General features: G+C 50.9%; 24 protein-coding genes. 5 read left to right on the top strand and 19 right to left on the bottom strand.

Annotated elements, in window-relative coordinates; translation table 11 throughout:
- Positions 1-256: 256 nt before the first annotated feature.
- Both RBH33_RS00465 and RBH33_RS00470 read right to left on the bottom strand, forming a co-directional pair.
- Positions 257-2,665: a PVC-type heme-binding CxxCH protein gene (locus RBH33_RS00465; protein WP_306730149.1), complete on the bottom strand. Its 2,409-nt coding sequence runs from the start codon at positions 2,663-2,665 to the stop codon at positions 257-259.
- A gap of 387 nt (positions 2,666-3,052) precedes the next feature.
- A complete protein-coding gene (locus RBH33_RS00470) occupies positions 3,053-4,204 on the bottom strand; it encodes a Fic family protein (RefSeq protein ID WP_306730150.1) in 1,152 nt (383 codons plus the stop codon).
- 170 nt (positions 4,205-4,374) lie between these two features.
- On the opposite strand from RBH33_RS00470, the gene RBH33_RS00475 reads away from it, so the two are divergent.
- Positions 4,375-5,025, top strand: coding sequence for a DsbA family oxidoreductase (locus RBH33_RS00475; RefSeq protein WP_306730151.1), 651 nt, complete (start codon positions 4,375-4,377; stop codon positions 5,023-5,025).
- 63 nt (positions 5,026-5,088) lie between these two features.
- On the opposite strand, the gene fusA is transcribed toward RBH33_RS00475, so the two are convergent.
- The 11 genes from fusA to RBH33_RS00525 all read right to left on the bottom strand — a co-directional run bounded on the left by fusA (position 5,089) and on the right by RBH33_RS00525 (position 15,183).
- Positions 5,089-7,176, bottom strand: a complete 2,088-nt coding sequence (fusA, locus tag RBH33_RS00480; protein WP_306730152.1) for an elongation factor G — start codon at positions 7,174-7,176, stop codon at positions 5,089-5,091.
- Between the two features lie 175 nt (positions 7,177-7,351).
- Positions 7,352-7,660, bottom strand: a complete 309-nt coding sequence (locus RBH33_RS00485) for a DUF6122 family protein (RefSeq protein WP_306730153.1) — start codon at positions 7,658-7,660, stop codon at positions 7,352-7,354.
- A gap of 326 nt (positions 7,661-7,986) precedes the next feature.
- A complete protein-coding gene (locus tag RBH33_RS00490; RefSeq protein ID WP_306730154.1) occupies positions 7,987-8,256 on the bottom strand; it encodes a DksA/TraR family C4-type zinc finger protein in 270 nt (89 codons plus the stop codon).
- A 182-nt stretch (positions 8,257-8,438) separates the two neighbouring features.
- Positions 8,439-9,308, bottom strand: a complete 870-nt coding sequence (locus tag RBH33_RS00495; RefSeq protein ID WP_306730155.1) for a S1 family peptidase — start codon at positions 9,306-9,308, stop codon at positions 8,439-8,441.
- Positions 9,309-10,314: 1,006 nt separating this feature from the next.
- Positions 10,315-10,518 (bottom strand): hypothetical protein, encoded by a 204-nt coding sequence (locus RBH33_RS00500; RefSeq protein ID WP_306730156.1) that lies wholly within the window; start codon positions 10,516-10,518, stop codon positions 10,315-10,317.
- 246 nt (positions 10,519-10,764) lie between these two features.
- Positions 10,765-11,529 carry a hypothetical protein gene (locus RBH33_RS00505; protein ID WP_306730157.1) on the bottom strand — a complete coding sequence of 255 codons (765 nt, stop codon included), beginning with the start codon at positions 11,527-11,529 and terminating at the stop codon, positions 10,765-10,767.
- 105 nt (positions 11,530-11,634) lie between these two features.
- Positions 11,635-12,228, bottom strand: coding sequence for a hypothetical protein (locus tag RBH33_RS00510; RefSeq protein ID WP_306730158.1), 594 nt, complete (start codon positions 12,226-12,228; stop codon positions 11,635-11,637).
- Positions 12,229-12,323: 95 nt separating this feature from the next.
- Positions 12,324-13,247, bottom strand: coding sequence for a hypothetical protein (locus RBH33_RS00515; protein WP_306730159.1), 924 nt, complete (start codon positions 13,245-13,247; stop codon positions 12,324-12,326).
- Between the two features lie 467 nt (positions 13,248-13,714).
- A complete protein-coding gene (locus tag RBH33_RS00520; protein WP_306730160.1) occupies positions 13,715-14,032 on the bottom strand; it encodes a hypothetical protein in 318 nt (105 codons plus the stop codon).
- A gap of 367 nt (positions 14,033-14,399) precedes the next feature.
- Positions 14,400-14,870 (bottom strand): GNAT family N-acetyltransferase, encoded by a 471-nt coding sequence (locus tag RBH33_RS17705; RefSeq protein ID WP_373568204.1) that lies wholly within the window; start codon positions 14,868-14,870, stop codon positions 14,400-14,402.
- A gap of 85 nt (positions 14,871-14,955) precedes the next feature.
- Positions 14,956-15,183: a hypothetical protein gene (locus RBH33_RS00525; RefSeq protein ID WP_306730161.1), complete on the bottom strand. Its 228-nt coding sequence runs from the start codon at positions 15,181-15,183 to the stop codon at positions 14,956-14,958.
- A gap of 764 nt (positions 15,184-15,947) precedes the next feature.
- Here RBH33_RS00525 and RBH33_RS00530 point away from each other — a divergent pair.
- A complete protein-coding gene (locus tag RBH33_RS00530) occupies positions 15,948-16,343 on the top strand; it encodes a hypothetical protein (RefSeq protein ID WP_306730162.1) in 396 nt (131 codons plus the stop codon).
- Positions 16,344-16,683: 340 nt separating this feature from the next.
- On the opposite strand, the gene RBH33_RS00535 is transcribed toward RBH33_RS00530, so the two are convergent.
- The 3 genes from RBH33_RS00535 to RBH33_RS00545 form a co-directional block, all read right to left on the bottom strand.
- The gene (locus RBH33_RS00535) at positions 16,684-16,977 is read right to left on the bottom strand and encodes a DUF6122 family protein (RefSeq protein ID WP_306730163.1); all 294 of its coding nucleotides are present in this window, start codon (positions 16,975-16,977) and stop codon (positions 16,684-16,686) included.
- Between the two features lie 117 nt (positions 16,978-17,094).
- Positions 17,095-18,402, bottom strand: a complete 1,308-nt coding sequence (locus tag RBH33_RS00540) for a nucleotidyltransferase (protein ID WP_306730164.1) — start codon at positions 18,400-18,402, stop codon at positions 17,095-17,097.
- A complete protein-coding gene (locus tag RBH33_RS00545) occupies positions 18,380-19,495 on the bottom strand; it encodes an SAVED domain-containing protein (RefSeq protein WP_306730165.1) in 1,116 nt (371 codons plus the stop codon). The genes RBH33_RS00540 and RBH33_RS00545 overlap by 23 nt, the downstream gene beginning before the upstream one ends.
- Positions 19,496-19,571: 76 nt before the next feature.
- Between RBH33_RS00545 and RBH33_RS00550 the strand changes: the two genes are divergently transcribed.
- The 3 genes from RBH33_RS00550 to RBH33_RS00560 all read left to right on the top strand — a co-directional run bounded on the left by RBH33_RS00550 (position 19,572) and on the right by RBH33_RS00560 (position 22,779).
- A complete protein-coding gene (locus tag RBH33_RS00550; protein ID WP_306730166.1) occupies positions 19,572-20,510 on the top strand; it encodes a BrxR family transcriptional regulator in 939 nt (312 codons plus the stop codon).
- A gap of 407 nt (positions 20,511-20,917) precedes the next feature.
- Positions 20,918-22,138, top strand: a complete 1,221-nt coding sequence (locus RBH33_RS00555) for a DNA cytosine methyltransferase (RefSeq protein ID WP_306730167.1) — start codon at positions 20,918-20,920, stop codon at positions 22,136-22,138.
- Positions 22,135-22,779, top strand: a complete 645-nt coding sequence (locus tag RBH33_RS00560) for an Eco29kI family restriction endonuclease (RefSeq protein ID WP_306730168.1) — start codon at positions 22,135-22,137, stop codon at positions 22,777-22,779. Before RBH33_RS00555 ends, RBH33_RS00560 begins: the two co-directional genes overlap by 4 nt.
- 138 nt (positions 22,780-22,917) lie before the next feature.
- Here the strand turns inward: RBH33_RS00560 and RBH33_RS00565 are convergent, their stop codons facing one another.
- From RBH33_RS00565 to RBH33_RS00575, 3 genes are all read right to left on the bottom strand, one after another.
- Entirely contained in the window at positions 22,918-23,967 is a 1,050-nt protein-coding gene (locus RBH33_RS00565) for a DUF4062 domain-containing protein (protein WP_306730169.1), read from the bottom strand.
- A gap of 106 nt (positions 23,968-24,073) precedes the next feature.
- Positions 24,074-24,199 (bottom strand): hypothetical protein, encoded by a 126-nt coding sequence (locus RBH33_RS00570; RefSeq protein ID WP_306730170.1) that lies wholly within the window; start codon positions 24,197-24,199, stop codon positions 24,074-24,076.
- A 76-nt stretch (positions 24,200-24,275) separates the two neighbouring features.
- The gene (locus RBH33_RS00575; RefSeq protein ID WP_306730171.1) at positions 24,276-25,187 is read right to left on the bottom strand and encodes a hypothetical protein; all 912 of its coding nucleotides are present in this window, start codon (positions 25,185-25,187) and stop codon (positions 24,276-24,278) included.
- Between the last annotated feature and the right edge of the window lie 185 nt (positions 25,188-25,372).

Here is a 25,372-nt window from a genome sequence, read left to right on the forward strand (position 1 = left end):
GAGGCGCTAAGGGCTATATCTGCCGCCAAGCCAACAGGGTATAACGCAACTCAAGCACCCCTTAGCCGGAGAGTCAATAACGGTATCGCGTTACTGAATTACCACTGTCTACGGTTGTCGCTGCAATTGCGGTCAGAATTGCCAAACTGGAATAACGAGGCTGAAGCACCCGTCGCACCAAACCAAAAAATCTTAACTGCGCCCTCGCTCTGGCCACTGCGGCGCGCACTTGTGCCGGGGCGGTGCGAACGCATAATTATTGTCCTAGTTCATCAGCAGTATAGGGCTGATTTCGTGTGGCCGTTTGCTCTCGAACCTTACTGACCTCTTTAGCGCTAATAGCACCTGAAGCGTTTCCCCAGTTATTGCGAATATAAGTCGCAATAGCGGCACTATCGTAATCACTAAAACTACTATTATCCGCCAAACCGGGCATGACCAAGGGAAACTCATGCTCAACGCCATTTATTTTGATGGGACCACGTAAACCATGCAGGATCACCTTAATCAGTACGTCTGGCTCGCCGGTAACCCTATCACTGTTGGCTAGTGGTGGCGCCATACCATCCATGCCTCGCCCTTGCTGACCATGACAACCCGCACACACTGCGCGACCTTCATACAGTGACTTTCCATGAAGATACTGGTGTTGCTCCTGTGTCACGAGGTAGTTAAAGTTACTTTCGACAATCTCCTGATTTCCGACCAAGGCCAATAAATCATTGAGTTTCTCGCTGGCACTACTACCTAAATGGTCCTGCAACTCCTGCTCCCTACCACTAATGCCGCTAACAACAGCCTCATTAATCAGTGGTTTATCACCATATTCACGCAAAACCGCTTCCAACAGTTCCATTTTGTCGTCAATCATCAAATCACCAGCATTTAATGCCACTTGCAAAGCAACTTCATAGTCGCTTGTCGCGAGTCGCATTAAGATCGATGCAAACGTCTTCTGTTCGTTTTCAGGCAAACGTGTAAGCAGCTCAATTGCCGATATTTGCACCTTAGTATGGGGTGAACTTAAACCGGCTTTAATGCTTTTCGAATTAACAGCATTGAGGCCCTCTAACGTCCACAACGCGTTTATCTGAACGCGAGAGTCTTTGCTTGAGTTCACAAGGTCAGTAATTTCATCCGCAACACTTTTATCATTACGCTGTACGATCAAGCGTCTAGCGGTATCCCTATGCCAACCATTAGCATGACCCAAATACGGCACTAGCTGTGAACTGGTTTTCGTTAATAATTGGGGTTTTTCAGCGAGCTCATTGTCAGCCCAACGTAAACGGTAAATTCTTCCCATATTGTTGTTATGCTTGTGTAGATCTCGGGCTTCAGATTGTTCCCGTAAATAGGTGGTTAGGAACTCTTTGTGCTGGATGACTCCATGATACATATCCAATATGTAAAGTGAGCCATCGGGTGCGGTATACAAATTAACCGGGCGAAAACGCTCATCGGTGGACGCCAATATCTCGCGTTGTGCATATAGCTCCTCGCCACTAAACTCTCCCTGACCTTCTATAATGCGTCTGGCTGAAATCAAGTTAGCAGCCGGTTCAGGGGTAAAGGCCACACCATAAAATTCGTCCGGAAACTGATCTCCACGATAAATGGCACTGCCACTGGAGGCGGTAAAGCTCACTAACTTACCTCTATCGGGCCCCTCTGACACCAAGATTTCTGGCAAATAACCGCGATTAACCCCAGGATTCATCCGAACAGGATAAACTCTGTTAGAGCCAATACTATGAGCTTTGATTTCCTGTACTAAGTCAGGGTTTCTGTTCAGTGAGTTGGGGCGCAAGAATTCGCCCTGGATAGGTACGCTATTCCAGTTGTGAAAAAGTCTCCCGTAATCATCCATGGTAAGGCCCCACTGCCCGCGAGACTCGGTCTTGGAAAGGGCCATCTTCCAATACTGATTGCGATATATTTCTTCAGATCCTTGGGGTAACTCACCGTCTAAAGGCAGTATCTTATAACGACGGTCGCTTTTGGCGTTGTAATACCAATTGTCCAGGGCGTAGAGCATTCCGTTGGGCTTATGCTCCACACTCCCGCCCCTGGCATAGTCTGGATCGATCACCTCCCGAATACCCAGTCTATCCCCAGCCTTAACTTCGGCGAAATACAGTTGGGTTTGGTCGGAGTACAAAATCCCACCCTTTACGAGCGCTATGGTACGCGGAAGAATAATGTCATCCAGAAATACCGTGCGTTGGTCCATCACGCCGTCACCGTTGGTATCTTCCAAAATGGCAATGCTCCCTATGGGGACTTCCTCATTATTGCCATCCAAATCGGGCATAAAAGTGGTCATCTCTGCCACCCACATACGACCATTGCCATCAAAGCTCATGGCCACTGGATTAAAAACATTGGGCTCGGCGGCCACGTTTTCCAATACAAATCCCGGCTGTATTTTCATGGATTGCATGGCCTGAGGCACCATCAGAACCGGCGCCGGTGGAATATCTTCGGCGGCGATGGGCGGCGTCATATCATGACCCTCACGATCACCCAGGTTCCTCGTTTCGGATGGCGTAGTTTCGGAGGCATCGGAGCTCAGTTGGCCATCATCATTTATCGACGAATATGAACAGCCTAAAATAGATACACCGAATAAGGTATTAATCAGTAGTAGTCGCGCCTTAACCACGGGCTTCTCCTCAAGAACAATGTCTTTATAATTATTGGTCTGATGCGCATTCGGAACCTCAGCGCAGCGATTCGCTAGGAAGCAGCGTATTTAGCCCTCGAATGTCTTCGTCTGCGATAACTCTTATTTTGTTGGGAACATATAGCGAAGAGAATACAAGGGTACTAATGTGCCTATCTTAGTGCGTGTATTCTCGGGGCGCCAGTGCTGGGTGAGTCCGAAACGAGGGAGTTCGGGAATGGAGCTCGGGATACCCAAAAACTTGGCCGGATGAGGGAAGAGGGCGCGAGGATTACTTCGGCTAGCCCTAATCATCGGCCCCGGGATTCAATCAGTTGATCAGGTCGGACCCTGCAATAGAGTCTCTAGAAAATAGATCTGTCCCCTTTACCTCTTGTCCCCTTTACTTCCGTCCCCTTTACCTCCGCGCCCAGGTCCCAGTGCGAGAGTGTAACGTGTGCTGCGTCCGCCGCCCGGCAGCTGGCGCAAGCAGCCTTTCTCCATCAGGTCGGTCAGGTCGCGAGTGGCTGTGGCTTTGCTCACTCGCGCCATGGATTTGTATTTGGCGGCATTAATGCCCTGTTCGAAAGCTTCTCCTGCCGTGTCCAAGAGCCGGTTCAGTACTTTGATCTGTCGCTCGTTGAGCAAGGTGGTGGCGTGTTGCTGCCAAAAGCGGGTCTTGGTCATAACCCCTGCCACTCGGGTTGGTGCCTGTTGTATTGCATCCTCGAGTACCGTCAGAAACCACGCCAACCACTCAGTAATCTCCAAGGTGCCTTTCTGTGTTTCCTCCAAGTGTTCGTAATAGGCTTGGCGCTGGGCCATGATGGCTGCGCTCAGGGAATAGAACCGGACCGATTGTCGTTCCGCCTGAGCGAGCGCACGGTCGGTCACGGCGCGTGCGACTCGGCCGTTGCCGTCATCAAATGGGTGAAGGGTAATGAGCCACAAGTGGGCCAGGCCCGCGCGCAGCAATGGATCCAACTCGGCTGGTGGGTGGGTGAACCAGTCTAGAAAGGTGCTCAGTTCCACCTCTAATTGCGATCGGGGCGGTGCCTCAAAGTGCACCCGTGGACGATCAATTCGCCCTGAGACAACTTGCATGGGTTGTTCACCCCGCAAATCGCCAATGCGGATATTGGACAGCAGACCTGGCCCATCGGGGAACAGCAATGCTTGCCACTGGCACAGGCGTTCAAGGGATAGCGGCTGGTCGGGCCGGTGAGTGGCTTCCAGCAACAGCGATACCAGGGATTCGGTTTTAGCGGTAGGTTTTGACGCCAACCCTCCCTGGGGAAGCCCGAGGTGCTTTGCCACCGAAGAGCGTACAGACCCCGCATCCAGGTGTTCGCCTTCAATCTCGCTGGTGCGGATGGCATTCTGAATCAGCGCATCCATTTCCAGCTCGGTTTGCTCAGGCACGGACTCTGCCCCTCCGAGGAGGCGCCCTTGCAGCAGACGTATGGCATTTAGTTGGGCGTTCAGGGCGGCGTGATTCCACCGGAATCGTGGCCAATCAGGTTGTTCCCAGATGTACATGAGCCGAATACTCCGCCTTATCGGATCAAATAATGAGCCGATTATGGCAGCTATTCGGCTCAAGGGCCAGTTGCAAACCTCAACCGGATGTCTCGAAGATCGAAGATGATAATCGATAGCCCGGTAGCTCCTTTTGGTACACTGGGCGGCCAACTGGCACGGAGTACCCCATGAAGCATCTACATATCGACATCGTTTCCGACGTCGCCTGCCCTTGGTGCGCCATTGGCTACGCCCGGCTGGATCAGGCGAAACGGTCTCTGGCAGGGGAGATTGAATTTACTGAACACTGGCGCGCCTTCGAGCTGAACCCGGACGACCAGGCCGAGCCCGAGCCCATTCTGCCGGCGCTGGCGCGCAAGTACGGCCGCTCGGGGTCGGAAATTCAGGCCTCCCAGGCGGACATGATGGCCATCGCCAAGTCCCTGGGAATCAACTTTGACAAAATGCAGGAGCGCTATACCTGCAATACCTTCGATGCCCACCGGTTGCTCAAGTGGGCCGCCACTCAAGATAAAGCCACTTTTTTGCAAAAAGCGCTCTTTGAAGCCTATTTCGGGCGAGCGGAAGATGTGTCCAAGACGGGTGTGTTGCTCGGTTGCGCCGAAGCCGCGGGGCTGGATTCAGCCGAGGCGCAGCGTATTCTGGAAAGCGACGACTTTGGCCAGGCCGTTATCGACGAAGAGCACGCTTACCAGCGCGCGGGTGTAACGGCTGTACCGGGTTTTATCGTCAACGAGAAGTATTTGATTTCCGGCGCTCAGGACACTGACACTTTGGTGGAGGCTTTTCGGAATATTGCTCGGGAGCAGGATGAGTAGCCAGGGCCAAAAAAAGCCCCACCAGCTTTCGCTGGCGGGGCTCCGAGTGACACCAATCCGCGGTTACTTTTCGGCGGCTTTCTTCTCTTTTTCTTTGGCGATCACGGTCTCGGCCACGTTGGCCGGGCAGCCAGCGTAGTGCGAGAACTCCATGGAGAACTGACCGCGGCCAGAGGTCATGGTGCGCAGGGTGCTGATGTAACCGAACATTTCTGAAAGCGGGACATCGGCTTTAATGCGAACGCCGGTAGCGCCTGGCTCCTGACCGGAGATCATGCCGCGACGACGGTTCAGGTCACCAATAACATCACCCACGTGATCTTCCGGGCTGAAGACGTCAACCTTCATGATTGGCTCGAGCAACTGCGGGCCGGCCTTGGGCATGGACTGCCGGAAGGCGCCTTTGGCGGCGATTTCGAATGCGATCGCCGAAGAGTCAACGGCGTGGAAAGCACCGTCTGTCAGCTCGACAACCACGTCCAACACCGGGAAGCCGGCCAGAGGGCCAGTGCCCATCATGGACTTGAAGCCTTTCTCGATGGCGGGGAAGAATTCCTTCGGAACGTTACCGCCCACAACAGATGAGCTGAAGGTGAAACCAGTGTTCGGCTCGCCCGGCTTGATGGTGTAGTCGATCTTACCGTACTGACCGGAACCACCCGATTGCTTCTTATGGGTGTAGCTGTCCTGGATCTCTTTGGTGATAGTCTCGCGGTAGGCCACCTGCGGCTGGCCGACGGTGAGCTCAACGCCATAGGTACGCTTGAGAATGTCCACCTTGATGTCCAGGTGCAGCTCGCCCATGCCCTTGAGGATGGTCTCACCCGAGTCGATATCGGTCTCAACGCGGAAGGTGGGGTCTTCGGCGACCATCTTGCCGATGGCGATACCCATCTTCTCGGTGGCGCCCTTGTCTTTCGGGAACACCGAGATGGAGATTACCGGCTCCGGGAACACCATGGCTTCCAGGGTGCAGGGGTGCTTGGGATCGCACAGGGTATGACCGGTCTGCACGTTTTTCATACCCACGATGGCGATAATGTCGCCCGCGGTGGCGAAAGACAGCTCATTACGCTCGTTGGCCTGCATCTCAACCATCCGGCCCACACGCTCGGTTTTGCCGGTGAAGGAGTTGAGGATGGTGTCGCCTTTGTTCAGTTTACCCGAGTAGATGCGCACGAAGGTCAGGGCGCCGAAACGGTCGTCCATAATTTTAAACGCCAGGGCGCGGAAAGGCTCATCCTCAGACACGATAGCGTGCTTGCCGGTCGGGTTACCTTCTTCGTCGGTCAGCGGCTGCGGGTTCACTTCGTGCGGCGCGGGCAGGTACTCGACAACGGCGTCCAGCAGCAGCTGCATACCTTTGTTTTTGAAGGCCGAACCACAGTAGGTGGGGAAGAAAGCCAGCTCCAGGGTACCCTTGCGGATGCAGCGCTTAATGTCGTCGTCGCTGACTTCTTCGCCTTCCATGTAGGCCATCATCAGGTCGTCGTCCATCTCGACGGCGTTTTCCACCAACTGGTCGCGGTACATCTCGACGTCGTCAACCATATCGGCCGGTACATCGGTGACGGTGTAGTTTTCCGGCTGGCCGCTTTCATCCCATACGTAGGCTTTGCGGGTCAGCAAGTCCACCACGCCCGAGAAGCTGTCTTCGCGGCCGATAGGCAGGGTCATGATCAGCGGCTTGGCGCCCAAAACCTTTTTCACCTGATCGGTGACGCGCAGGAAGTCCGCCCCGACGCGGTCCAGCTTGTTGACGAAGATCAGTCGCGACACCTTGGAGTCGTTCGCATAACGCCAGTTGGTCTCGGACTGGGGCTCCACGCCGCCAGAGCCGCAGAATACACCGATACCGCCGTCGAGTACCTTCAACGAACGGTACACCTCCACGGTGAAGTCAACGTGCCCAGGGGTGTCGATGACGTTAAAACGGGTGCCCTTCCAGAAGCAGCTGACGGCTGCCGACTGGATGGTGATGCCGCGCTCGGCTTCCTGGTCCATGAAGTCGGTGGTGGATTCACCCTCGTGCACTTCGCCGAGCTTGTGAATTCTACCGGTCAGCTTAAGGATACGCTCCGTGGTAGTGGTTTTGCCGGCGTCTACGTGGGCGAAGATGCCGATGTTGCGGTAAAGGGATAGATCAGTCATAGCGCTCTCTAAAGCTGGGTTGAACACGGGGGGGTGAAAAGGCAGCGAATATACTAGAAATTGGGGCATTTTGCTCGTAAAAAATGACGAATTTTCGATCAGCGGCTTAGTTTTGCCTCCTCAGATAGGCCAATCCTGGCTAAGTTCAGCAGGGATGGGGTCAAACACCCTCGTCTCAGACGAAACAGTCTATTCCATCCAGCGCCATGTGAATCAGCAGCCCCAGGCCAATCAGCCTGGTTTTAGGCCAGACAGCCAAACCGGCATAGGCCGCTATGGCGGGCCAGCTATGGAGCGGATGATAGCCGATACTGCAACGGTCAGGATCGTAGATGGGGTCGGCCAGCAAGTGATCGAGATCGACCACCATAGTCGCCACCATGATCAGCCAGGCTTTTAGCCATCTATCTTTAAAGAACACTCGGGCGACGATCGCCGGAACCGCGAAATGAAGGAAAATGTGAAAAACCGACATGAATGACATGGTTGGGATGGGTCTGTCTCGGGTTAGTAAATTAAAATATGGGTGTCCAGTATTACCTTGGAGCCTACCGGAGAGCGATTGGTGTACGCCAAGGACCGACGCCAGGTAAGATTCTTTGTAGCGCGCTAAAGACCGTCATCTTGGCCTCATCCTATAAAAAAAGTAAATCTGTCCCTTTTCCCTTTCTTAACGATGGTCCAGTGCTGGTGGTAGGGGGTAAATGATCAGCCGAGTGTTGTCTGCTATAGCGTCGCTGGGTAGGTGTGGAAAACAAATTTTTCCCCTTTAATCCAAAGGCTGGAACTAACAACTAGTCACTAGCAACGTCACCGCAGCTGACTATCTTTGCTACCTCTTCGGTTGATCCCGCCACCAGTTATATTCTGCTCATCATCTCGCTCTGACTGACAGGTAACACATAAACGGACTCCTGGCACCGCCTTCTGCCGTGCGACAGGTATCGCTGCCCCACATTCTTCACAATGTGTGAGGCTGTTACCGCTGTGTAAGCGACTGCGAGCTTCTTGTACTGCGTCATCGATGCTTGCGTCGATCTGATCTTGAACGGCGCCATCACGGGTCCAGCCACCGGCCATTTTGTCCTCCTGAGTCTCGAACGACTGAACTCATTAGAGGTTTGCCAAAGTACAAAGTTTCTCTATTGCTTTCGCGCGCAACTAGGAACCACACCACCGCCAACAACTTCGGCTTTGTTGACTTTTTTGGGACACCCCGCGCAACTAGGGTGACTTTTTTGGGATACCCAAACTTTACTTGTTTAGTTTATTCCTCCAAACTTTGGGCGTCCTCGATATTTCGATAATACCTCCGTCCGGCCACGCCCTCTGGCGCTCCCCACGTATTCGTCGATCCACTCGGCGAATGACGAGATCCTGACGAAGTATTCCTGCACGCCGTACAGGCCCTCTGGGCCGTCCATGGTGTCCTGGCCCGAGCCGACGCCCGCAATGCGCCATCCACTGTCTGTGTGGATCAACGCCGGACCGCCGCTGTCACCAGGACCGCTGATACCTTCCAGCGTGAGCACATTCGGATTCCCGGGGGCATCGAAACGCCACGACAGATTCCCGTCCTCCGCCCGGTCGACGCGGTTCTCCGCGACGCGGAACAGGCCGTCCTCGGTGCCAAGTCCGGTATCGCCATTACCGGTGCCGCCCCAGCCGGGCATCACGACCACTTGACCGACTTCATCCGTGCCGCGATACAGCGGCATTGGCGCGACGTGAGTCACTGGCTCGGCAAGACGAAGCAGCGCGATGTCGGGCGCGCGGTCAGTGCCGTTACCCGGATGGCGGAGCACCGCGTCGATACGAGCAGGCCGACCGGCAATGGTCACAGCGAAGCCCGGACCTTCCGGCGCGCTCGCACTGAGCCGCAACTTTTCGTTGACGCAGTGCGCCGCCGTGATCGCAAATCTTGGTCCGATCAGAGTCGCCATGCAGTCCTTATGCCCGGCCTTGGTGAGGTAGAGGTTGAACACGCTGGGGTAGTCACTCTCGCGCGCCAGATACGCCGCGTCGGGGATGTCATGGCGTATGACGATGGCCGAGGCTACGGGAGCGATGCTCGCAAGCAGGAAGGCGGCAGCGGCAATAGGGGAAAGAAAAAAACAACGGCGGAGGTTCATAAGGGTACCTTTCAGAATTTCAGGTCCGCCAGAAGTTCACCGTGCACTTGGTGTCTGCGGAGCATGGACGGTTAATTATCTAAACATACTCAAAATCGGACCCGACTATAGAAGCAGTTCATCTGGATAGAGAAGCCTGCCCCAATACGATCAGAAACACCAGGCTCAAAACTATCGCCGGACTCATGATCAAAGCCAAAGCTCCCCGAGATAGATTCCGCCGAGCCGGAAGAGCGAGGACCGCTACTAACACCCAGACAGGTAACGCGCCCATCAGCGTTAGCCAAGCACCCAATAGAGGTTCACCCTCTCCGTTCTGCTCGCCAGAAGACCAATATTTCCAAAAGTAGCTGCCTGCGAAAACGAGGAGAAAAAAACCAAGTAGAGAAACAGCTGCAGCTATGTGGAGCATGATTAGCCGAATGGTGGGCATTCTATTGATCTCCAATGAAACCGCCATAGCCCCGCTGGGCTAGGTGGGGAAAATAAATCCGTCCCCATTTAGTCATAGTCCCCATTTAGTCTCGACTCTGGATATACGACAACGAACATCGCACAACAAGGGGCCATAATCCAATCACTAGCCAGCCAACTAAAGGGTGCGCGAGCGACTCTTCGCTCGCTATCTTGGTTGTTGAGAATAGAGTCAACCAGATTAGAAAAGGGTACGCGCCGGCGAGTACAGACACCAAGAGTAGCGAAGTTCGCCCTAGTTGAATTCTAAGCCTAAAGAAGTAGGCGAAAATTGCAAACAAGACGCTACCAATTAGCGCTAGCAGCATCGCGCCGATAATTTCAATTTCGAAAGCTGCGATCGGTACATCTCGAAACTTCGAATCGAAATCTTTGAATACGAAGACGGTTAGTGCTCCTAAGCCGACTCCTGCAGTCAATGCGGACGCGAAAAACAAGACTGAAAACAGTATTATCATCGATAGACCCATAAGCCTGGTCGCGAGGCTCTTATGCTTTGCTAATTTTCGCCGCTTTGCGGCATCAAATTGAGTCACTTGTTGAGAGCAGGGGCCTGCCGTGACAGATACAGAACGCCCGCTGAGATTGAAAGTATGGATAGGGGGTATACCCAAAGCATAGCGCTCTGCCAAACAGTAAAAGCGCCCTGGGCGCCAAGCACGTCCCCATCCGGGCCGTACACATATTCCATGGACTGTGGAGCAACGAACTCGGCCATAATTTTTATAACAAGCATGGCTACGGATGGCACTCCTATAAGCGCTGCACTAAGGGGGTTTCCAGAGCGATACAGCCTTGCGGAAGCATAGGCGAATATGGCAAACGCCAAGATTGGAAGGTACTGATTCAAATAAAATGTCGTCATGTTCATTTCCTTGGCCTCATCTAATGCAAAAAATAATCTATTTTTTAGGGGAAAAGTCTTCACGCAATAAACTATAGGTCAATCCAGCGTATACCCATTGATCGTTCTCGTCGGTTTCTACGGAAAAAGCCCTCGAGACCTAAGTACACCCTCTGCCTTTAACCGAAACAGCTCATCTGGATAGACGCCTGCCTTGCAAGCAACAAACTCTGAGCTACGTTCCCAGATTTCCTTGGGGTACACTCGGTCTACGTATTCTTCTGTGTACTGGTGGACCGATCTTGTTACCGGTGGAGAGAACTCAATAGTGAACAGTTTGGCAGGCTGGCCTTCCCATTCTGCCGGTGTCGGATCTCCACAGTACGCCCAGTCGCCTTCAGCCGTTTTATTCAACGGGTACCACTGATACTTCTCGTGGGCCCATTTTCCTTCAAGCTTGGTTAAAAATATTAGGCTGTATCTTCTAAAAAGAACGGCCGGCTCACCATAATGATCATAAAGTGTGAATGATATTTGATCATCGTTGTAGTTTCCCCAAATAGGCTTAAGGACTCTGTATGTCAGCTCGAATCGGTGGTTGTAAACAATGGCACCTTCATTTTTCGGGTTCTCAGTTTGCTCTACAGAGATCGGATTCTCGACAAAAACAAAAAAGCTGTCCTCAGAAGCTAAGCGAGAAGTTCTGTTTCTCATCTCTACTTGCTGGCGCTCGAAGGATCTTTCTCGCGAGCGGTCTTCAAAGGCAACTAGGGCTAGAGTCATGCCAAGCAAACTAAAAACACCTATCAAGTAAAAGAGAGCACTTCGTCGATTAAATATCAACCAAATGCCGGCGGCTATCAAAAGCATGACAAAGCCAAGGATAACTAATTCAATACGCATGTGCCGATTCCGTTGAGTTTAGGATAACCTATGAGGAATAATAAATCTGTCCACTTTAATAAAAGCTCTCCGAGATAGATTCCGCGAGCCGGAAGAGGGCCGCCACTAACTTCCAGACGAACACTCGCCTTCTTCACGCACTTCCATCTGTATTTCAAGCTTCATTAACCACTCCTTTGATAACTCAGTTGACCAATCCGCCCATTCTTGATTTTGATAAAGATAAACCAGGCGTGACATAGCATGTAAATTCCCACTTTCTGCAGCCTTTAAGTAAGCGGAGTGAGCTAAGTCATACAGGCTCTGTTCTGAGAGAACATCGCCATATCGAAGGCAGGCATGGTCGTTGTTGTTGCCGCACTCTTGTTTCATGAAGTGCGTGTAGCGATTTCTGAATGATTCTATCTCGTCGGAAGAGATACCTTTCAAAGAATGTTTTTCAATGTGTTTGATATCAAACATCGCTGAATGATACAGCGAGTATCTTACGGCTTCAGCTTCGTTGTTCTCAAGGCGTTGGATGTTCAGCATCTTGGACTTAAAGTCGTTGAGGCGACTTCTGTCTATGTCAGTAAGATAGAAGTCAGTAAAATAGGTAATGCTCTCGTCAACCACTTTGTAAGCGTATCCTAGATACAGAGATGACATGGCCAGAATGATGATCAAAGCGGTTTTTATACGTTCAATTGTAGATTTCATTGCTTTTCCAATGACAAGATTATTTAAAATATCGCTAATTCAATTCGCTTCTGCATTGGTGTTCTAGCGAAACACGCATATCTTCTCATTCGCAATCAGATTTCAAAGTTAATAGGGTAGGGTGAAATGTCCTGGCGGGGATGGCGTAGACTCTTGACCCCAATGGCATTAGAATCCGAGTCCCATAGCAGCGGCTTCCCGGTATAGGGATTTTTCAAATCGTGCTCTGCGAGATGCTGAGCAACGTCTTCCGGAGAAACGCCGGCTTGGCGCAGGTGTAATGTTGCCAACAGTACGCGCCGAAAACCTTCAAGATCTGCTACGCGGGTTCCGTATTGAGTGAAATCTACGGCATAAACATTACTTAGCCAATGCCCTGTTGCGTTGTACCAGCTCCACTTTCGGGCCGGGTTCATGGATTTCTGGTGCGTCGCGAGTCGGTCAGGCAGATCGGTGAAAGGAGCTTTCATAACATTGGCTGCAGCTAAAAGTCGCTCTGCTTGCATGTTTTCAGTGGCCTGCACTTTATGGAAGGGCATTAGGATATGGGGAAAGAAACCGTCTCCCGGGTCCTGCATCAACTCGTGTATTGCAGCGCGTGAAAATTGGTATTCTCCTGTGAACACCTCCAGTAACGACCGCTCTTTTTCGCTTATTGGGCTTTCCCAAACCAATGGTAGGGGTACACCGAACTCGCGAGAGAGGCTATTGGTCCACTGAATATTCTGCTGGAGCGCGGTAGCTGCAATTAATTTGGTGACAATGTATTCAGCTTCCGTGAGTACGAAGCGCCAAAACCGGGCGTCGTCATTCAAAGCGCTCTGTGCTTCTGCTGTCCGGCCTTCGCGTGCAGCCAGCCATGCGTCGAACAGTCCCAACCTGCTTAGATGGATCCAACTAGTGTAATTTGGGAAAGGCGCTGCCAAATCACTCAATTGATGCTCCCGCCAATGTTTGAGTTCGTCGAGCGAACGATAGAGATGCAATCGGTTGCGCTCTGCAACAAGTAAATCTGACAAAAGCTGTACGTTTTGCTCCAACTCTTTTATGCAGCACGCGTTGGGTCGATTACAGCTGCTAAGCAGTTTTTGCAGTGGTTCAGGGAGTGAGCGAGAGTATAGGTCGGGCTCTGGAAGAGAGGATCGGGCAGTTCGGGGGAGCTCGGCCCATTGAGCCCAGGCTGCCCCGAGCTCGTAGGGCGACTTCTCCTGTCCGGCTACGAGACCGATAAGGTGCAGGTAGGCGTTGTCCTCATCGGCGACCGGGGTGCGCTTGTTGAGGTGTTGCTCAAAAAACTGAACCGCAGGCGACGGCGGCTCATCGTGCCGGTTGATTATCAACAGCGTAAGATATAAAAGTACCGCTGCGAGAGCGAGCGCTAGCGAGAGAAACCCAGTTATTTGAAGTGCGCGCAGCATTCGAGATCCTTCATTGATTGATTTCCCTTATTTGGGTTAACTGGCGCCGGCTTTGTCAGCAATCGAATTTACCTGTTGTTTGGGCTATGGCTGTTGGGAATAAACAGGAGATTAATAACGAAGCCAGCCAGGCCACCAAACAAAAAAACTAACCATCCTATTGTCAAAAGCGCAAATAAAATCTGACCTGAAAGGCTGGCTATGAAGCCACCAGCACCACTATAAAGGAAAGCATGGATAGCCGTCGCTAGGACAAGCACCAAAATCGCTAGCAAGCCTCCGCGGAAAAATCCAAGTGGTGGCAGTGTGCGCGAAATCCGCTTCTCTACCCAAAGCGCTGTGAGGACGAACGCTAACAATCCTGAACAGGCAACAATTATGGACATGGCGGTTCTATTGGGGTCGCTCCATGCAGGTACCGCAAAGAACCAGGAGGCGCCCGTTGCTCCAAGCACGGCTGCGCCAGTGGCTATCAGTCCAGAGTTAATAGTAGTAGTTCGCATATCGATTCTGTAGCCCAAACTCTCCCTCATGTAGTGGCCAAGCAATATTGGCCAAATTTATAGCTATCTACGTAGCGCGGCTCTGCCACACTCGTCACCAAGCCCTTACGTGCGAGCGCGGATTTTTTTGACCGTAGTAACCGATAAGATAGTCCGACATCGAGTCCTTTACATCCGTAAAACTTCTGCAGCCGAAGCCGGACAATCTAAACCTATAAAATGCGGACAAAGTAGGTTGGTGTTGGCAAAATTAAGGGCACAGTTTCTGTTCCATCTGTACTGACTCCATCTCTACCCCGTTCTTAGTCCGGTACATGCTTCGGCCGATTTCTGTGAATCCATGCCTTTCATAAAAGCTTACGGCGTTGAGAGATGAGTCAAGCTTCAGAGCTGGTATGCCCGATGACTCCGCTCTCGCAACTAGAAATTCAAGCATACTTTGGCCTATACTCTTGCCGGAGTGCTCGGGAGATACAAACAGCGATACAAGCTTGTGGCTCCCTAGGTTAACGCTGCCAAAACAGACGACCTTACCTTCAAGGGTGAATACGTACTGCTCATCTCCGCTTTCCTTACTTTTGAGGAAGCGGTCCGGCCATGGCTCACCGGCCCAGCTTGCTATGACTTGGCAAGCGTAGCTGCGAGAACAGAACGCCTTCGCTGAGACCCGAAAAACGTTATCCATAGCGTCGTAATCGGACGCGTTAGCCTCTCGGATCATTTATGCTCTCCGTCTCTCATTCGCTCTTTCTTTTCACACAAGAGGAACAGCAAATCTTTCCTCCTCTTGTTTGGCGACAAGTGCGTTACTCCAGCTTGAAGATATAATGCTTTTTCGGTGCTCCATCGATCGGAATCCATACTTCACGCACGCTATGAAGTCTAAATATGAACTCAGCTTCATCAAGTATTCTTTGACCGGGATCACGAAAAAAATCCATTCCGCACACCGCGCGTGCATGGTCATAAGCGACCTCAGGGATTGGAACGATGAGATTCGGCAAACGATAGTGCTCATAACGTACATCTTCCACATGAAACTCTTGCTCGAGGGGATTGAAAAGCATTGGGTCGACACGAACAAGTGGAGGATCTAGTGGTGGCTGAAGTGTACAACCAGCTAGCATGAGAACGGCGCACAATGCGTATATGGGACGTCTGTAAGCCGGCGAGGAATGAGAGAAGGGTAGACCGCCCCAGCCACGAAGTAATCGCCCACATGTCACCTCACTTGGTGCGGAAAAAACAAGCTGATTGTCACCAGAAGAGTCAGCCAGCATCACGTCCTCCAACAAGGCAATAATATTGGTTGCTACGAAGGATTACCTTCCTCATAAACTCAACGTCCCTTGCGTTTAAGGTACGACTCTTTTGCCTCTTTCCTTCGTCGCTCTTCATCAGCTTCGCTGGGTGATCGGCCTCTAGGCAGCTGGTTTTCACCGTCGAATGGTTTCCCTGGATCCCGTTTTAGGGCCTGTATCCAGCCTCGCTCGTAGAGGTTTCGCCCTTCAGAGCCGGGTGGGTATGGGTTCGCGTAGTGGCCTTTGTTCTTCCTATAGCTACGAAAGCCCTCTTTATATGCTGGGTGTTCGTGCGCCCTCGTCATTCCCCATCCCTTTCTCTAGCAATAACAGAAGGATAGTTTCGCTTTTATAACACGTGGCAGAATTCACGTCACTTCTAGCTTATAGACAAAAGCTATAAGGCTGCGACAAAAGTGGAAAATTCCCCTCGACGAAGGTATAGATAAGGTTGCTCGGTTATTCGGAACAATCGGGCCCAATCCGTACTCCACCCAATGTGTAACAAAGTAAAGGAACGCGAGGGCCCCCTGGCCCAGCGGCAATGGCTGAGCCGGGGGTTGTACGGCCTATGGAAGGCCGGCGAGGGGCTAAGACTCTGGTGTTTTGAGCACCTTATCCGCCAGAGCCTGGAACAGGTCGAAGCCGTCGGAGAGCAGCAGGTAGGCCGCTTCGGACACTACGGGCAGGGCATTGTCATCGAGATCCTGCAAGCTGCAGGAGGCGGTGAGGTTCAGCAGCTTCTGGGCGGCGCTCAGCCGGTAGATGGCGGTATCCACCATATCGAGCTTATTGGCGGCCCGGTCAAAGAACCGGGCTGTCAGCGCTTGTGGGCTGTGACAGTCAGCAACAAAAAAACTGCCTCCAATTTTTATGGCGACCTACTACCATAGTCGCGGTAATACGATTATTATCGCGCATAGCGCTTTCCGATAATAATAGAACGAGCAAATAACATGTTCTTTGTTCCATATGGACTGGACATTCCCCCGCCAGAAACCCCGCATGTAAACATTGCGTTAGTCGTGATGTGTTGCCTTTTCTTTGTCCTGATGTCTGGGTTCGTGGGTGGGTTGTTGCTTGGTTATTGGTTGCTCAAGGAGGGGCACGTGTGGATGAATATATGGGATCGAAAAACTTTTCTTGATATAGTGCGTAAAAAATAAATTTGTCCCCTTTTCCGCCCATGGTGCTCGCCCACCTGTAGGTCGCATGCGTCTCAGACGAAACAGTCTATTCCATCCAGCGCATGTGAATCAGCAGCCCCAGGCCAATCAGCCTGGTTTTAGGCCAGACAGCCAAGCCGGCATAGGCCGCTATGGCGGGCCAGCGATGGAGCGGATGATAGCCAATACTGCAACGGTCAGGGTCGTAGATGGGGTCGGCCAGTAAGTGATCGAGATCGACCACCATAGTCGCCACCATGATCAGCCAGGCTTTTAGCCATTTATCTTTAAAGAACGCTCGGGCGACAATTGCCGGAACCGCGAAATGAAGGAAGATGTGAAAAACCGACATGAATGACATGGTTGGGATGGGTCTTTCTCGGGTTAGTGGGCGGGTGAAAGCGGACGGAGGGACTAAATTATATTCCCTCCGTCCTCTTTTATTGCAGCCACTATCTGCTCGGGTTAAGCATCATGCTTACCTGATATTGACAACGTGCATAGCGCTTGCCTGAACCTCTCCAGCTTTCACTATCTTACAGATCAGTTCGTGACGCCCACGGTATGCCGTGTGCTCCCAATGCATTAGATCGTTGGATGTCGCTTGGTGACCCATGTCGTTAGCCGCTTCAGCCTCGTCCCCGGAATTGATGGCTTCCCACATCACGGTATAGGGCGGAGAAATATTCGTTTGGGCTCTAAATCTAAGATGAACGCGCTTGGGAAGAAACCGACCGCTACGGACATTTTCACTCTTAATAAAACCACCTTTTGATCCGGCAATGCCCATGGTGATCTGGAGGTCATAAGGAGAGTGGTTTGCTTGGCTCTTGGATGCATTGGCGCTCGCTTGCGGCGTCCAGAATGTGTGCTGAAACATGTAATGCCAAGCCTTGTTCGCCTTCTCATCGTTGCAGTTGTCATCAAATAGTACAGCCAGCTTGGATAGTACTGATCCAAGGCGTCGCCTCAGGTTTTTCACCTGCTTTGAAAACTTAGGCTTATCGGTAAGCTCTTGCGAGCCGTCCACGGGGTTGTAGACTGTGCAGTCCAGTTTTAGTCGGGACTCGATAGCCTGTAGCGTGCCATAGAGCGCAATGTCATCTCGATCATTGTTGGGCCGATAGCATTCAGCCACGAGTGTAGAGATGATGAATCCGCCGGGTAAGTTCCAGCCTTCCCGACCCTTGGTGAAGGCTTTTATCCATCGGACAATGCGTCGCATCTGCTTAGTAGCAACCTCTGGGGTCACAAAGAGCCCTTTTGACGGGCTTTGCGTAGAGACTTCCCCAAGAAACCATTCGGTCACTGTCTTGGGGTCCCTCGGCGTCCAGTCGGCGCCGGCATGTTCAATGGTCTCTTGGCCGAGCCAGTTCTCACGCCGACGATAGACAGCGATATCAACATGATAGCCTACTGAATACCAGATGGTGACCGCGTTGGTTCTGGCCTCGGGGTCCTGAGAAAAGCCGTTCGCCTTCCGCTTGATGGCTTCCGCCACCCGCTTTCGGGCCTCCAGCGGGGAGGCCGGAAGGTCGTCCTCCTCAAATATGACGGCGATATCAATATCGTAGTCGTTATTGGTGGACTTGTTCGCGGTATGCATCGCAATACTCCCTTGCAGCAAATTCTTGGCGAACGTCGGTCGGCCCATGTCCTGTAGCCCATCAGTCAGCCGCTTTAGGTTTGTATCGCGGAGGGATCGTAAACGGTCGAACTCGTCCTTTAGCCGAACATGATTCTCGTAGAAGGTGTTCAGCTCACTATGCATATTGTACTGAGGCATTGTCGGCTCCTTGTGGCACATGAGAGGAGAAGGTAGCTGACAGGGCCTCGGGGCTATTTAACGTCAACGACCAGGCGTAGCGGGGGCGGCTCTTTGCTGAGAAGTTATAAACCGTGATCTCCGGGTCGATTCTCTCGCTGATGCACTGTCCCAGCGCGAAGCAGAGCGATACTGGTCCGGCATAAAACAGGTGGATGCGCTGGCGGTTTGGAAACCGGTTTTTCGTCTCTTCCAGGGCGCGTCGGAACTCGGTGCAGATCTTCTCTACTTGGCTCATGTTAGCGATCACTTCCCTTTGAGGGTGGTGAGCGTTGATTTCGACTGTGGCCAGAATGTCCGGTAGGTCTAGTTCATCAATCTCGGTTTGATGGACGGGGTAGCTAATACCAATGGCGATAACAATGTCCCCGGTGGCATCTGATGGCGTAATCTGGTCTAGCGTAGAATCGACATCCAGAGACTCTTTTCCCGCTGTCAGGCGGTTCCAGCGACGGCTCTGATTGCCGAGTTCATAGAGGTCTACACTGAACTTGTTGTCTGAAAGCAAATAGCCGAGGTAAAAGGCAAGGGGAACATGGGGTAGCCCGTAGTAAGCGATTGATGAGCCGGACGCGGAGCCCAGTAGCCCCCCGAGTTCTTGGGGGACCTTGTCCAGCCGTCGGATGACTGAGCGATGGTCGTCTAGGAGGCCATTGGCGTACGAGTCGCTGTGGTCGACGTCGATTTCCCGGTAGGTTTCGAGCTGTTGTAGCAGGGGCATGTCCTTTCTGAGGTCCTCTTTCGGGAAGGCTCCCAGAGAGTTGTGGCGAATGCCAATAACTTCTTTATGCTTTTGTTTAGGGATCCAGAAATGATTAATGACAATTAAAATAAACCCTAGGGAAATCATCACCCAGCCTGCAGCAGGTGTTGATTCAGGAGCCGCCAGCTTTTCTAAATTGTTTACCTCCAAATAGAGGTTGATCAAATATATGATAAGTGGCGGGGATATTATGGCGATTCCCGCAAGAACAAGGAGGTAGCCCGCACGGCCGGTGATTCGGCGTGAGAAGAACTTTATCAATAGAACGAGTGCGTTATTTAGCTTTTTCAATGCATTTCCTCATGTCCAAGTACTTTTTGTGGTGTATAGTCATCAAAATGATTATGTCAATAGATCATATTGACGAATGTTGGTTCAATCGGGTATTCTCTTTCTACCTTATTCTCATAACGAAGAAGATATATCCGTGGAAGACATAGCCCAGACACAGAAAGAGCGTTTGGCCCACATCGATTTCAGGCTCTATTTTCTGGGGTCGGTGGGGCGAAATGATTTGGTCAAGCGGTTTGGTATCAAGGAAGCCGCTGCTACCAGAGACTTGGCTCAATACCGGGAATTGAAGCCTGGCAATATCGAGTACGACACGAAGGCCAAGCTGTATAAGGTGACGGCGGACTTCCAACCGCTATTTGGCTATCAGCCGGAGCGGGTGCTGGCGGCGCTGTCGAAAGGTGTGGGTGACGATACCGTGTCTGCCCAGAAGCCGTTTATACCCTGTGAGACACCTTCTCAGCTTAGTAACCCAGACTTGGATGTCCTCTCCGTACTGACCCGAGCGATCTATAACAAACAAGTCGCTCAAATCGAGTATCGTTCAGTATCGAGCGGCTTCACTACTCGAGAGGTTGTCCCTTTCTACTTGGTTGATAACGGGCTGCGCTGGCATATCCGAGCCTATGATCGCAGGCGTAATCGCTTTACCGACTTTGTGCTGACCCGGGTTACTCGGCCTAAGCTACTCCCGGATAGCCCAGTCGAAGACCACGAGCTGTCATCGGAGGACATTCAATGGAATCGGATTGTGGAGCTGGAAATCGTCGCGCACCCGCAACTGGACCATAAAGAGACGATAGAAGCGGACTATGGGATGGAAAATGGGGTGCTGCCGCTAAAGATCCGAGCAGCGGTAGCCGGCTACTTGCTTCGGCGATGGAATGTGGACTGCACCTCCAAAGGAGCGCTTAGAGGAGCAGAATACCATTTGTGGCTAAAAAATAGGCAGGCATTGTACGGTGTTGATAACTTGAAAATCGCTCCTGGCATAGAGCAAGACCCCGTGCAGTAGATCAAAAATTTCTCCTATTTAAGTGTATTTACTCCCGGAAATCCCTTTTGTCTACCTCTTCAATATGAAATTTCATTGAGAAAATTCGCTTGTGAAGGGTGTGGTTCCTAGATTTTTTTTATTCCTACTGAATATAACAGTGGTTGTCGGCAGCCAGTTGAAGCAGGGTGGGTACAGAAACTATTTAAATATTGGCACTAAGAAAAGGTATAGGGTGGAAAGAATCTCGCTCGAATGTTCTAATTGACGACGCCCATGGCCGTGCCCTTGACATTTTCTTTATGCTGTATATAAGTACAGTATTTGGGGTTGAGGGTTTGTATTAATCGTTTGGGAGTATGTGCTGACGATACTAATGCGGTGGCTCTCAAAAATATGCGATTTTTTAATCTAAAAGGAAAATAATGATGAAAGCAGTTGAGTTATATGCCGGTGCGGGAGGCCTTGCCATGGGCGTTTCCCTTGCTGGCTTTGAGTCCCAGGCGGTAGTCGAGTGGGATCGATGGGCTTGTGACACTATCCGCGAAAATCAGCGCCGAGGCTATCCAGCGGTCCAAGATTGGCCTTTGTGGGGCGGTGATGTTCGCGAATTCGACTGGGGCTCTATTTCGGAAGGTATCGATTTGGTGGCCGGCGGACCGCCTTGCCAGCCGTTCTCGATGGGTGGGCGGCACAAGTCCTTCGGCGACAAGCGCGACATGTTTCCCGCCACTGTGGAGGTTATTCGGCGCCTTCGGCCCAAGTCTTTTATTATCGAAAACGTCAAAGGCCTGACCCGAGCCAGTTTCGCCAGCTATTACCAGTACATCCTGCTGCAACTAGAGTTTCCCGAAGTCATACGTCGGGACGGGGAAACATGGCTTCGACACCTCAAGCGGTTGCAAGAAGAAAAGACATCCGGCGCGGCCCATTTCAGCGGCCTGACTTACAACGTGTTGCCCAGCTTGGTGAATGCCGCGGATTACGGCGTGCCGCAAAAGCGGGAGCGTGTGTTCATCGTAGGGTTTCGCTCGGATCTGGGTGTGGAATGGTCCTTCCCTCGACAAACCCACAGTTTTGATGCTCTGTTGCGTTCGCAGTGGATCACGGGAAACTACTGGGATTTGCATAAAATAGCCAAGAAAAACAGACCCGCCATGCCCGCACGCATGGAAGGTCGTATCCGGCGGCTGGATGCGGAGCTGATTCCCCTGGAGGAGAAGCCATGGCGAACCGTCCGCGACGCGCTTAAGGATGTGCCGGATCCTCGTCGCAAGCAAAAACATACCTTTCTGAACCACAGATTCCAGGACGGAGCCCGAATCTATCCAGGGCATACGGGTAGTCCTTTGGATTTACCCGCTAAGACGCTAAAAGCGGGGGGGCACGGAGTTCCGGGAGGAGAAAACATGATGGTCCGGGAGGACGGTAGCGTTCGATATTTTACTGTAAGGGAATCGGCTCGCTTGCAAACATTCCCCGATGGATATGTCTTCCACGGATCATGGAGCGAAACTATGAGGCAACTGGGTAACGCTGTGCCGGTTGCGCTTGGCCGACAAGTCGCCGCCTCGGTGGCCGAACAACTGGCGGAAACAGAGATAAAAGCGCTTGTGAACCAGCGTTTGCGAATCAGGAACCGAGCATGACGGATAGTAAAGTTGTCCCGTTCAATCCGCTCGACAAGCGGCACCTGGGGGAAAGCGTAGGGCAGGCCATGCTCCGCCAACGGATAACGCCGTTGGCGGATCTTAAAAGCTTCAAAGGTGCTGGTTTATACGCGATATACTACAAGGGCGAGTTTCCAGCTTATCAGTTGATAGCGGAGCGAAATCGGAATGGGGCGTTTTCCGCGCCGATCTATGTCGGTAAAGCGGTGCCCAAAGGCGCCAGAAAAGGCGGGAGTCTGGAAACGTCGCCCGGCACAGTGCTGTACGGCCGGCTCATGCAGCATAAAAAGAGCATTGAGGAAGCGGAGAACCTGAATATAGAGGATTTCCACTGCCGCTTTCTTATTGTCGATGATATTTGGATACCGCTAGGAGAGTCACTCTTAATCGCAAAATTCCATCCGCTATGGAACAAACTTATAGATGGTTTCGGAAACCATAATCCGGGCAAAGGAAGGCACGAAGGTCAGCGGCCTCGCTGGGATACCCTGCATCCGGGCCGGACATGGGCGGAGCGGTGTCAGCCCCGGATGGAAACCGCGTCACAGATCACTCGCGAGGTGGTTGATTATTTGCGGAACAATCCTCCCCCCGAAGATGATTCCATGATTACTTCTTAGAAGTAATGAAAATGGCTCTGGGGCTACGATGGGTGGCTGCAGTGAGGCTCCTTCCGTTCCCTGCAGCTAAATAAATCTGTCCCTTTTTTCCGAACCTAATGGGTGTCCCCTTTTGCCTGAGTACGTTGCAATGGGTTGTTAGAATGGAATTTCATCGTATTTCATAAGTAACTCCTTCCTTAACTTATCGGAGAGTTTTAGGAATTGCTTGTAACTAAAAGCAAGCTTATCCCGCTCTTTCTTCTCCGCTTCGCTCAGATCACCTTCTATATCGGCTACTACAGTATTTGACGGGTTGTGAACAACTATATCTGTAACCCTGTTGTCACTTGATGTCGCACCTTCGATATAAACAAATTCTTCAAATTGTGTTAAAAAATCCCACCATGTTTCTGGGGGGGTTTTAGCTAGCTCGTCAACAAGGTTACTATTAACGAAATAGGAGGAGCCTGTGGCTTGACATATAGAGGAGAAAAATTTGCTAGCCTCACCTTCAGTGTCAATGGTAAGTATCGAGGCATTTGCGCCCACCTCGTCAACTTGACGATAGATGTTCTTAACTAGCTCTTCGATTTTCTTTGAGGCTATAGATAAGTTAGTTATAGATTCGTTGGTTGTTCTTAATTGATTCGAAACGCTTCTTTGCGTTAAAAAGTCAAAAAACATTCCCGCCCATTGCTTTCTTAGCTTTTCATGTATGTCTCGGGCCAACTGAAAATCAAAAAGTCCATTATTAACTTTGGACGCACGAACCGAATCAATAAAGCTAAATATATTCTTTGCATATTTTTGATTTTCGATAGACGGGTACTCAATTTCAACAGCGAAATCTTTTTCTTTATTTTTTTGAAAAACAAAATGATCGGATAAAACCCCTTTTTTTACGAACGTAAATACGGGTATGCCAAGCTCCTTGGCAGCCAAGTATTCTGCATTGGTTATAGACTTTCTAGGGTCTACCTTGTAGCCCCCACCAAATCGTCCGCCAATGATCAATATAAGTATTTGGCAGTTTGAAACTTCATTTATACAACTTTCATGTGTGTGCAGGTCGGGGTGGTAAAAAACGTCTCCGTTTTCGCTCGTCACAACGTCAAAGCCAAAACCATTACAGAATGATACCAGGCTATCTCTTACTTCCGTCAGGTCAAAACAAGTCGAGCTTAGAAATACTTTGGGTGAGGCCAATGAAGACTCCTTCTAAAATTATTGATGGGTGGTGAGAATTCAACATTAAAATTTACATTTATTTAGTCTGGTTGCAAAGCTCCTGTCCGGTGGGGCACGTGTTATGCTACATTCCCATCCCGTTGAACTGTTTGGCCAAAAAAGTTGCGTAGTTGTCAGTCATCCCGATGATAAAATCAACAACTCGTCTTTTAGCTTCCTTAATGTATTCATTCAGCTGATCTTCTTTCATTCAAAATCTCACCAAATGCTATTGAGTAGCGTAACGCTGCATTTAGCGTCTCGTCCGCTGCAATGCTTTGTTAAATTCACCCTGCCAGAATGCTACGTATGGTTCTGTTCCATTTTTTATCGTGAACAATCCGCTGGTGCTCTATTTCACCATTGATAATTTGATTTTTTGTTGGTTTTGATAGCTGTTCCCAGTTGTCACCAAAAATGTAAGTTGCGTTATCCAAATGTATGCTTTCTAGAACATATAGACCCATCGAAGCAAAGCCATAAATAAAGTAGCCGCTAAAGCCTGCTCGGCCTGTCGCAAGGAAATCTGGATTATACCTAGTAATAGCTTGCATCCGAGCCTCAACGACACCTTTCTCTGAGTCCTTTATCTTCTTAGTGACTTCTCCAACTAGAGATTTCGCTTTTTCCCAAGGATATTCTCCCGGAGGCAGGATATCCCAGTGCAACTGTTTGACCTTTGTGCTGATAATATTGCCATTTTTAGAGTCTAAAACTTCAAAACTGCCAAAGCACTCAAGCATCAAATTAGAAAGATGAATATTCCTAGATTCATTTGATTCATTCAATTCCATGCTGTCAGTAGCGATATATTTATCACCGCCCACATCTATTACATGAAGAGTTTCTTCAAGTGCGGGCTGGTATTCACGAGGATACATATCTATATCCCTTGTCTGAATACCTGAATGTTCTTGTCCATGCCAGTCTTTCCATGTTCGATGATAAGATCTGGGTTGCGGCTCTAATGGTAAATCCTTCCGTATGATTTCTTTTCCACGAGCATTTAGGGCAGTGACCTTTCCGACCACCTCTGGGATAAGGTAATCACCTGTTAATGGCTCTTTATCAAACCCAATGACCGAAAGTAGATCTTCCATATCATTCGAAAGTTTATGGGCTAGCTTTACTTCTTCACAGCCCTGAGATGCTGCCAGTAACCTAGTTACTGATCTAATTGATTTTCCCTTGACTTGCATAGGCCCTTCTAGAATTTAACAATATTGTTAGAAGGAAAGATTCCGTATTTAAACCCGGAAAACTTCCGCCTTTCATGATTGACGGCTGTTATGCCATGCACCAGATCCCGCGTCACCCCTGGGTAAAATGCGGAAGATTTCCTCGTGTTGGTTATTATATGGAAATAGGCCGTGCGGGCAGGTGA

It is taken from the genome of Marinimicrobium hydrolyticum, from assembly GCF_030848505.1.
In the GTDB taxonomy this organism is placed as follows: Bacteria; Pseudomonadota; Gammaproteobacteria; order Pseudomonadales; family Cellvibrionaceae; genus JAVDDU01.

What these genes read in the sequence shown, in the direction of transcription:
- RBH33_RS00470 (WP_306730150.1), bottom strand. Translation starts at nt 4,204, where the DNA reads ATGTACATCTGGGAACAACCTGATTGGCCACGATTCCGGTGGAATCAC.
- RBH33_RS00475 (WP_306730151.1), top strand. Translation starts at nt 4,375, where the DNA reads ATGAAGCATCTACATATCGACATCGTTTCCGACGTCGCCTGCCCTTGG.
- fusA (WP_306730152.1), bottom strand. Translation starts at nt 7,176, where the DNA reads ATGACTGATCTATCCCTTTACCGCAACATCGGCATCTTCGCCCACGTA.
- RBH33_RS00485 (WP_306730153.1), bottom strand. Translation starts at nt 7,660, where the DNA reads ATGTCATTCATGTCGGTTTTTCACATTTTCCTTCATTTCGCGGTTCCG.
- RBH33_RS00490 (WP_306730154.1), bottom strand. Translation starts at nt 8,256, where the DNA reads ATGGCCGGTGGCTGGACCCGTGATGGCGCCGTTCAAGATCAGATCGAC.
- RBH33_RS00495 (WP_306730155.1), bottom strand. Translation starts at nt 9,308, where the DNA reads ATGAACCTCCGCCGTTGTTTTTTTCTTTCCCCTATTGCCGCTGCCGCC.
- RBH33_RS00500 (WP_306730156.1), bottom strand. Translation starts at nt 10,518, where the DNA reads ATGCTTGTTATAAAAATTATGGCCGAGTTCGTTGCTCCACAGTCCATG.
- RBH33_RS00505 (WP_306730157.1), bottom strand. Translation starts at nt 11,529, where the DNA reads ATGCGTATTGAATTAGTTATCCTTGGCTTTGTCATGCTTTTGATAGCC.
- RBH33_RS00510 (WP_306730158.1), bottom strand. Translation starts at nt 12,228, where the DNA reads ATGAAATCTACAATTGAACGTATAAAAACCGCTTTGATCATCATTCTG.
- RBH33_RS00520 (WP_306730160.1), bottom strand. Translation starts at nt 14,032, where the DNA reads ATGTCCATAATTGTTGCCTGTTCAGGATTGTTAGCGTTCGTCCTCACA.
- RBH33_RS17705 (WP_373568204.1), bottom strand. Translation starts at nt 14,870, where the DNA reads ATGATCCGAGAGGCTAACGCGTCCGATTACGACGCTATGGATAACGTT.
- RBH33_RS00530 (WP_306730162.1), top strand. Translation starts at nt 15,948, where the DNA reads ATGTGTAACAAAGTAAAGGAACGCGAGGGCCCCCTGGCCCAGCGGCAA.
- RBH33_RS00535 (WP_306730163.1), bottom strand. Translation starts at nt 16,977, where the DNA reads ATGTCATTCATGTCGGTTTTTCACATCTTCCTTCATTTCGCGGTTCCG.
- RBH33_RS00540 (WP_306730164.1), bottom strand. Translation starts at nt 18,402, where the DNA reads ATGCCTCAGTACAATATGCATAGTGAGCTGAACACCTTCTACGAGAAT.
- RBH33_RS00550 (WP_306730166.1), top strand. Translation starts at nt 19,572, where the DNA reads ATGTTGGTTCAATCGGGTATTCTCTTTCTACCTTATTCTCATAACGAA.
- RBH33_RS00555 (WP_306730167.1), top strand. Translation starts at nt 20,918, where the DNA reads ATGAAAGCAGTTGAGTTATATGCCGGTGCGGGAGGCCTTGCCATGGGC.
- RBH33_RS00560 (WP_306730168.1), top strand. Translation starts at nt 22,135, where the DNA reads ATGACGGATAGTAAAGTTGTCCCGTTCAATCCGCTCGACAAGCGGCAC.
- RBH33_RS00570 (WP_306730170.1), bottom strand. Translation starts at nt 24,199, where the DNA reads ATGAAAGAAGATCAGCTGAATGAATACATTAAGGAAGCTAAAAGACGA.
- RBH33_RS00575 (WP_306730171.1), bottom strand. Translation starts at nt 25,187, where the DNA reads ATGCAAGTCAAGGGAAAATCAATTAGATCAGTAACTAGGTTACTGGCA.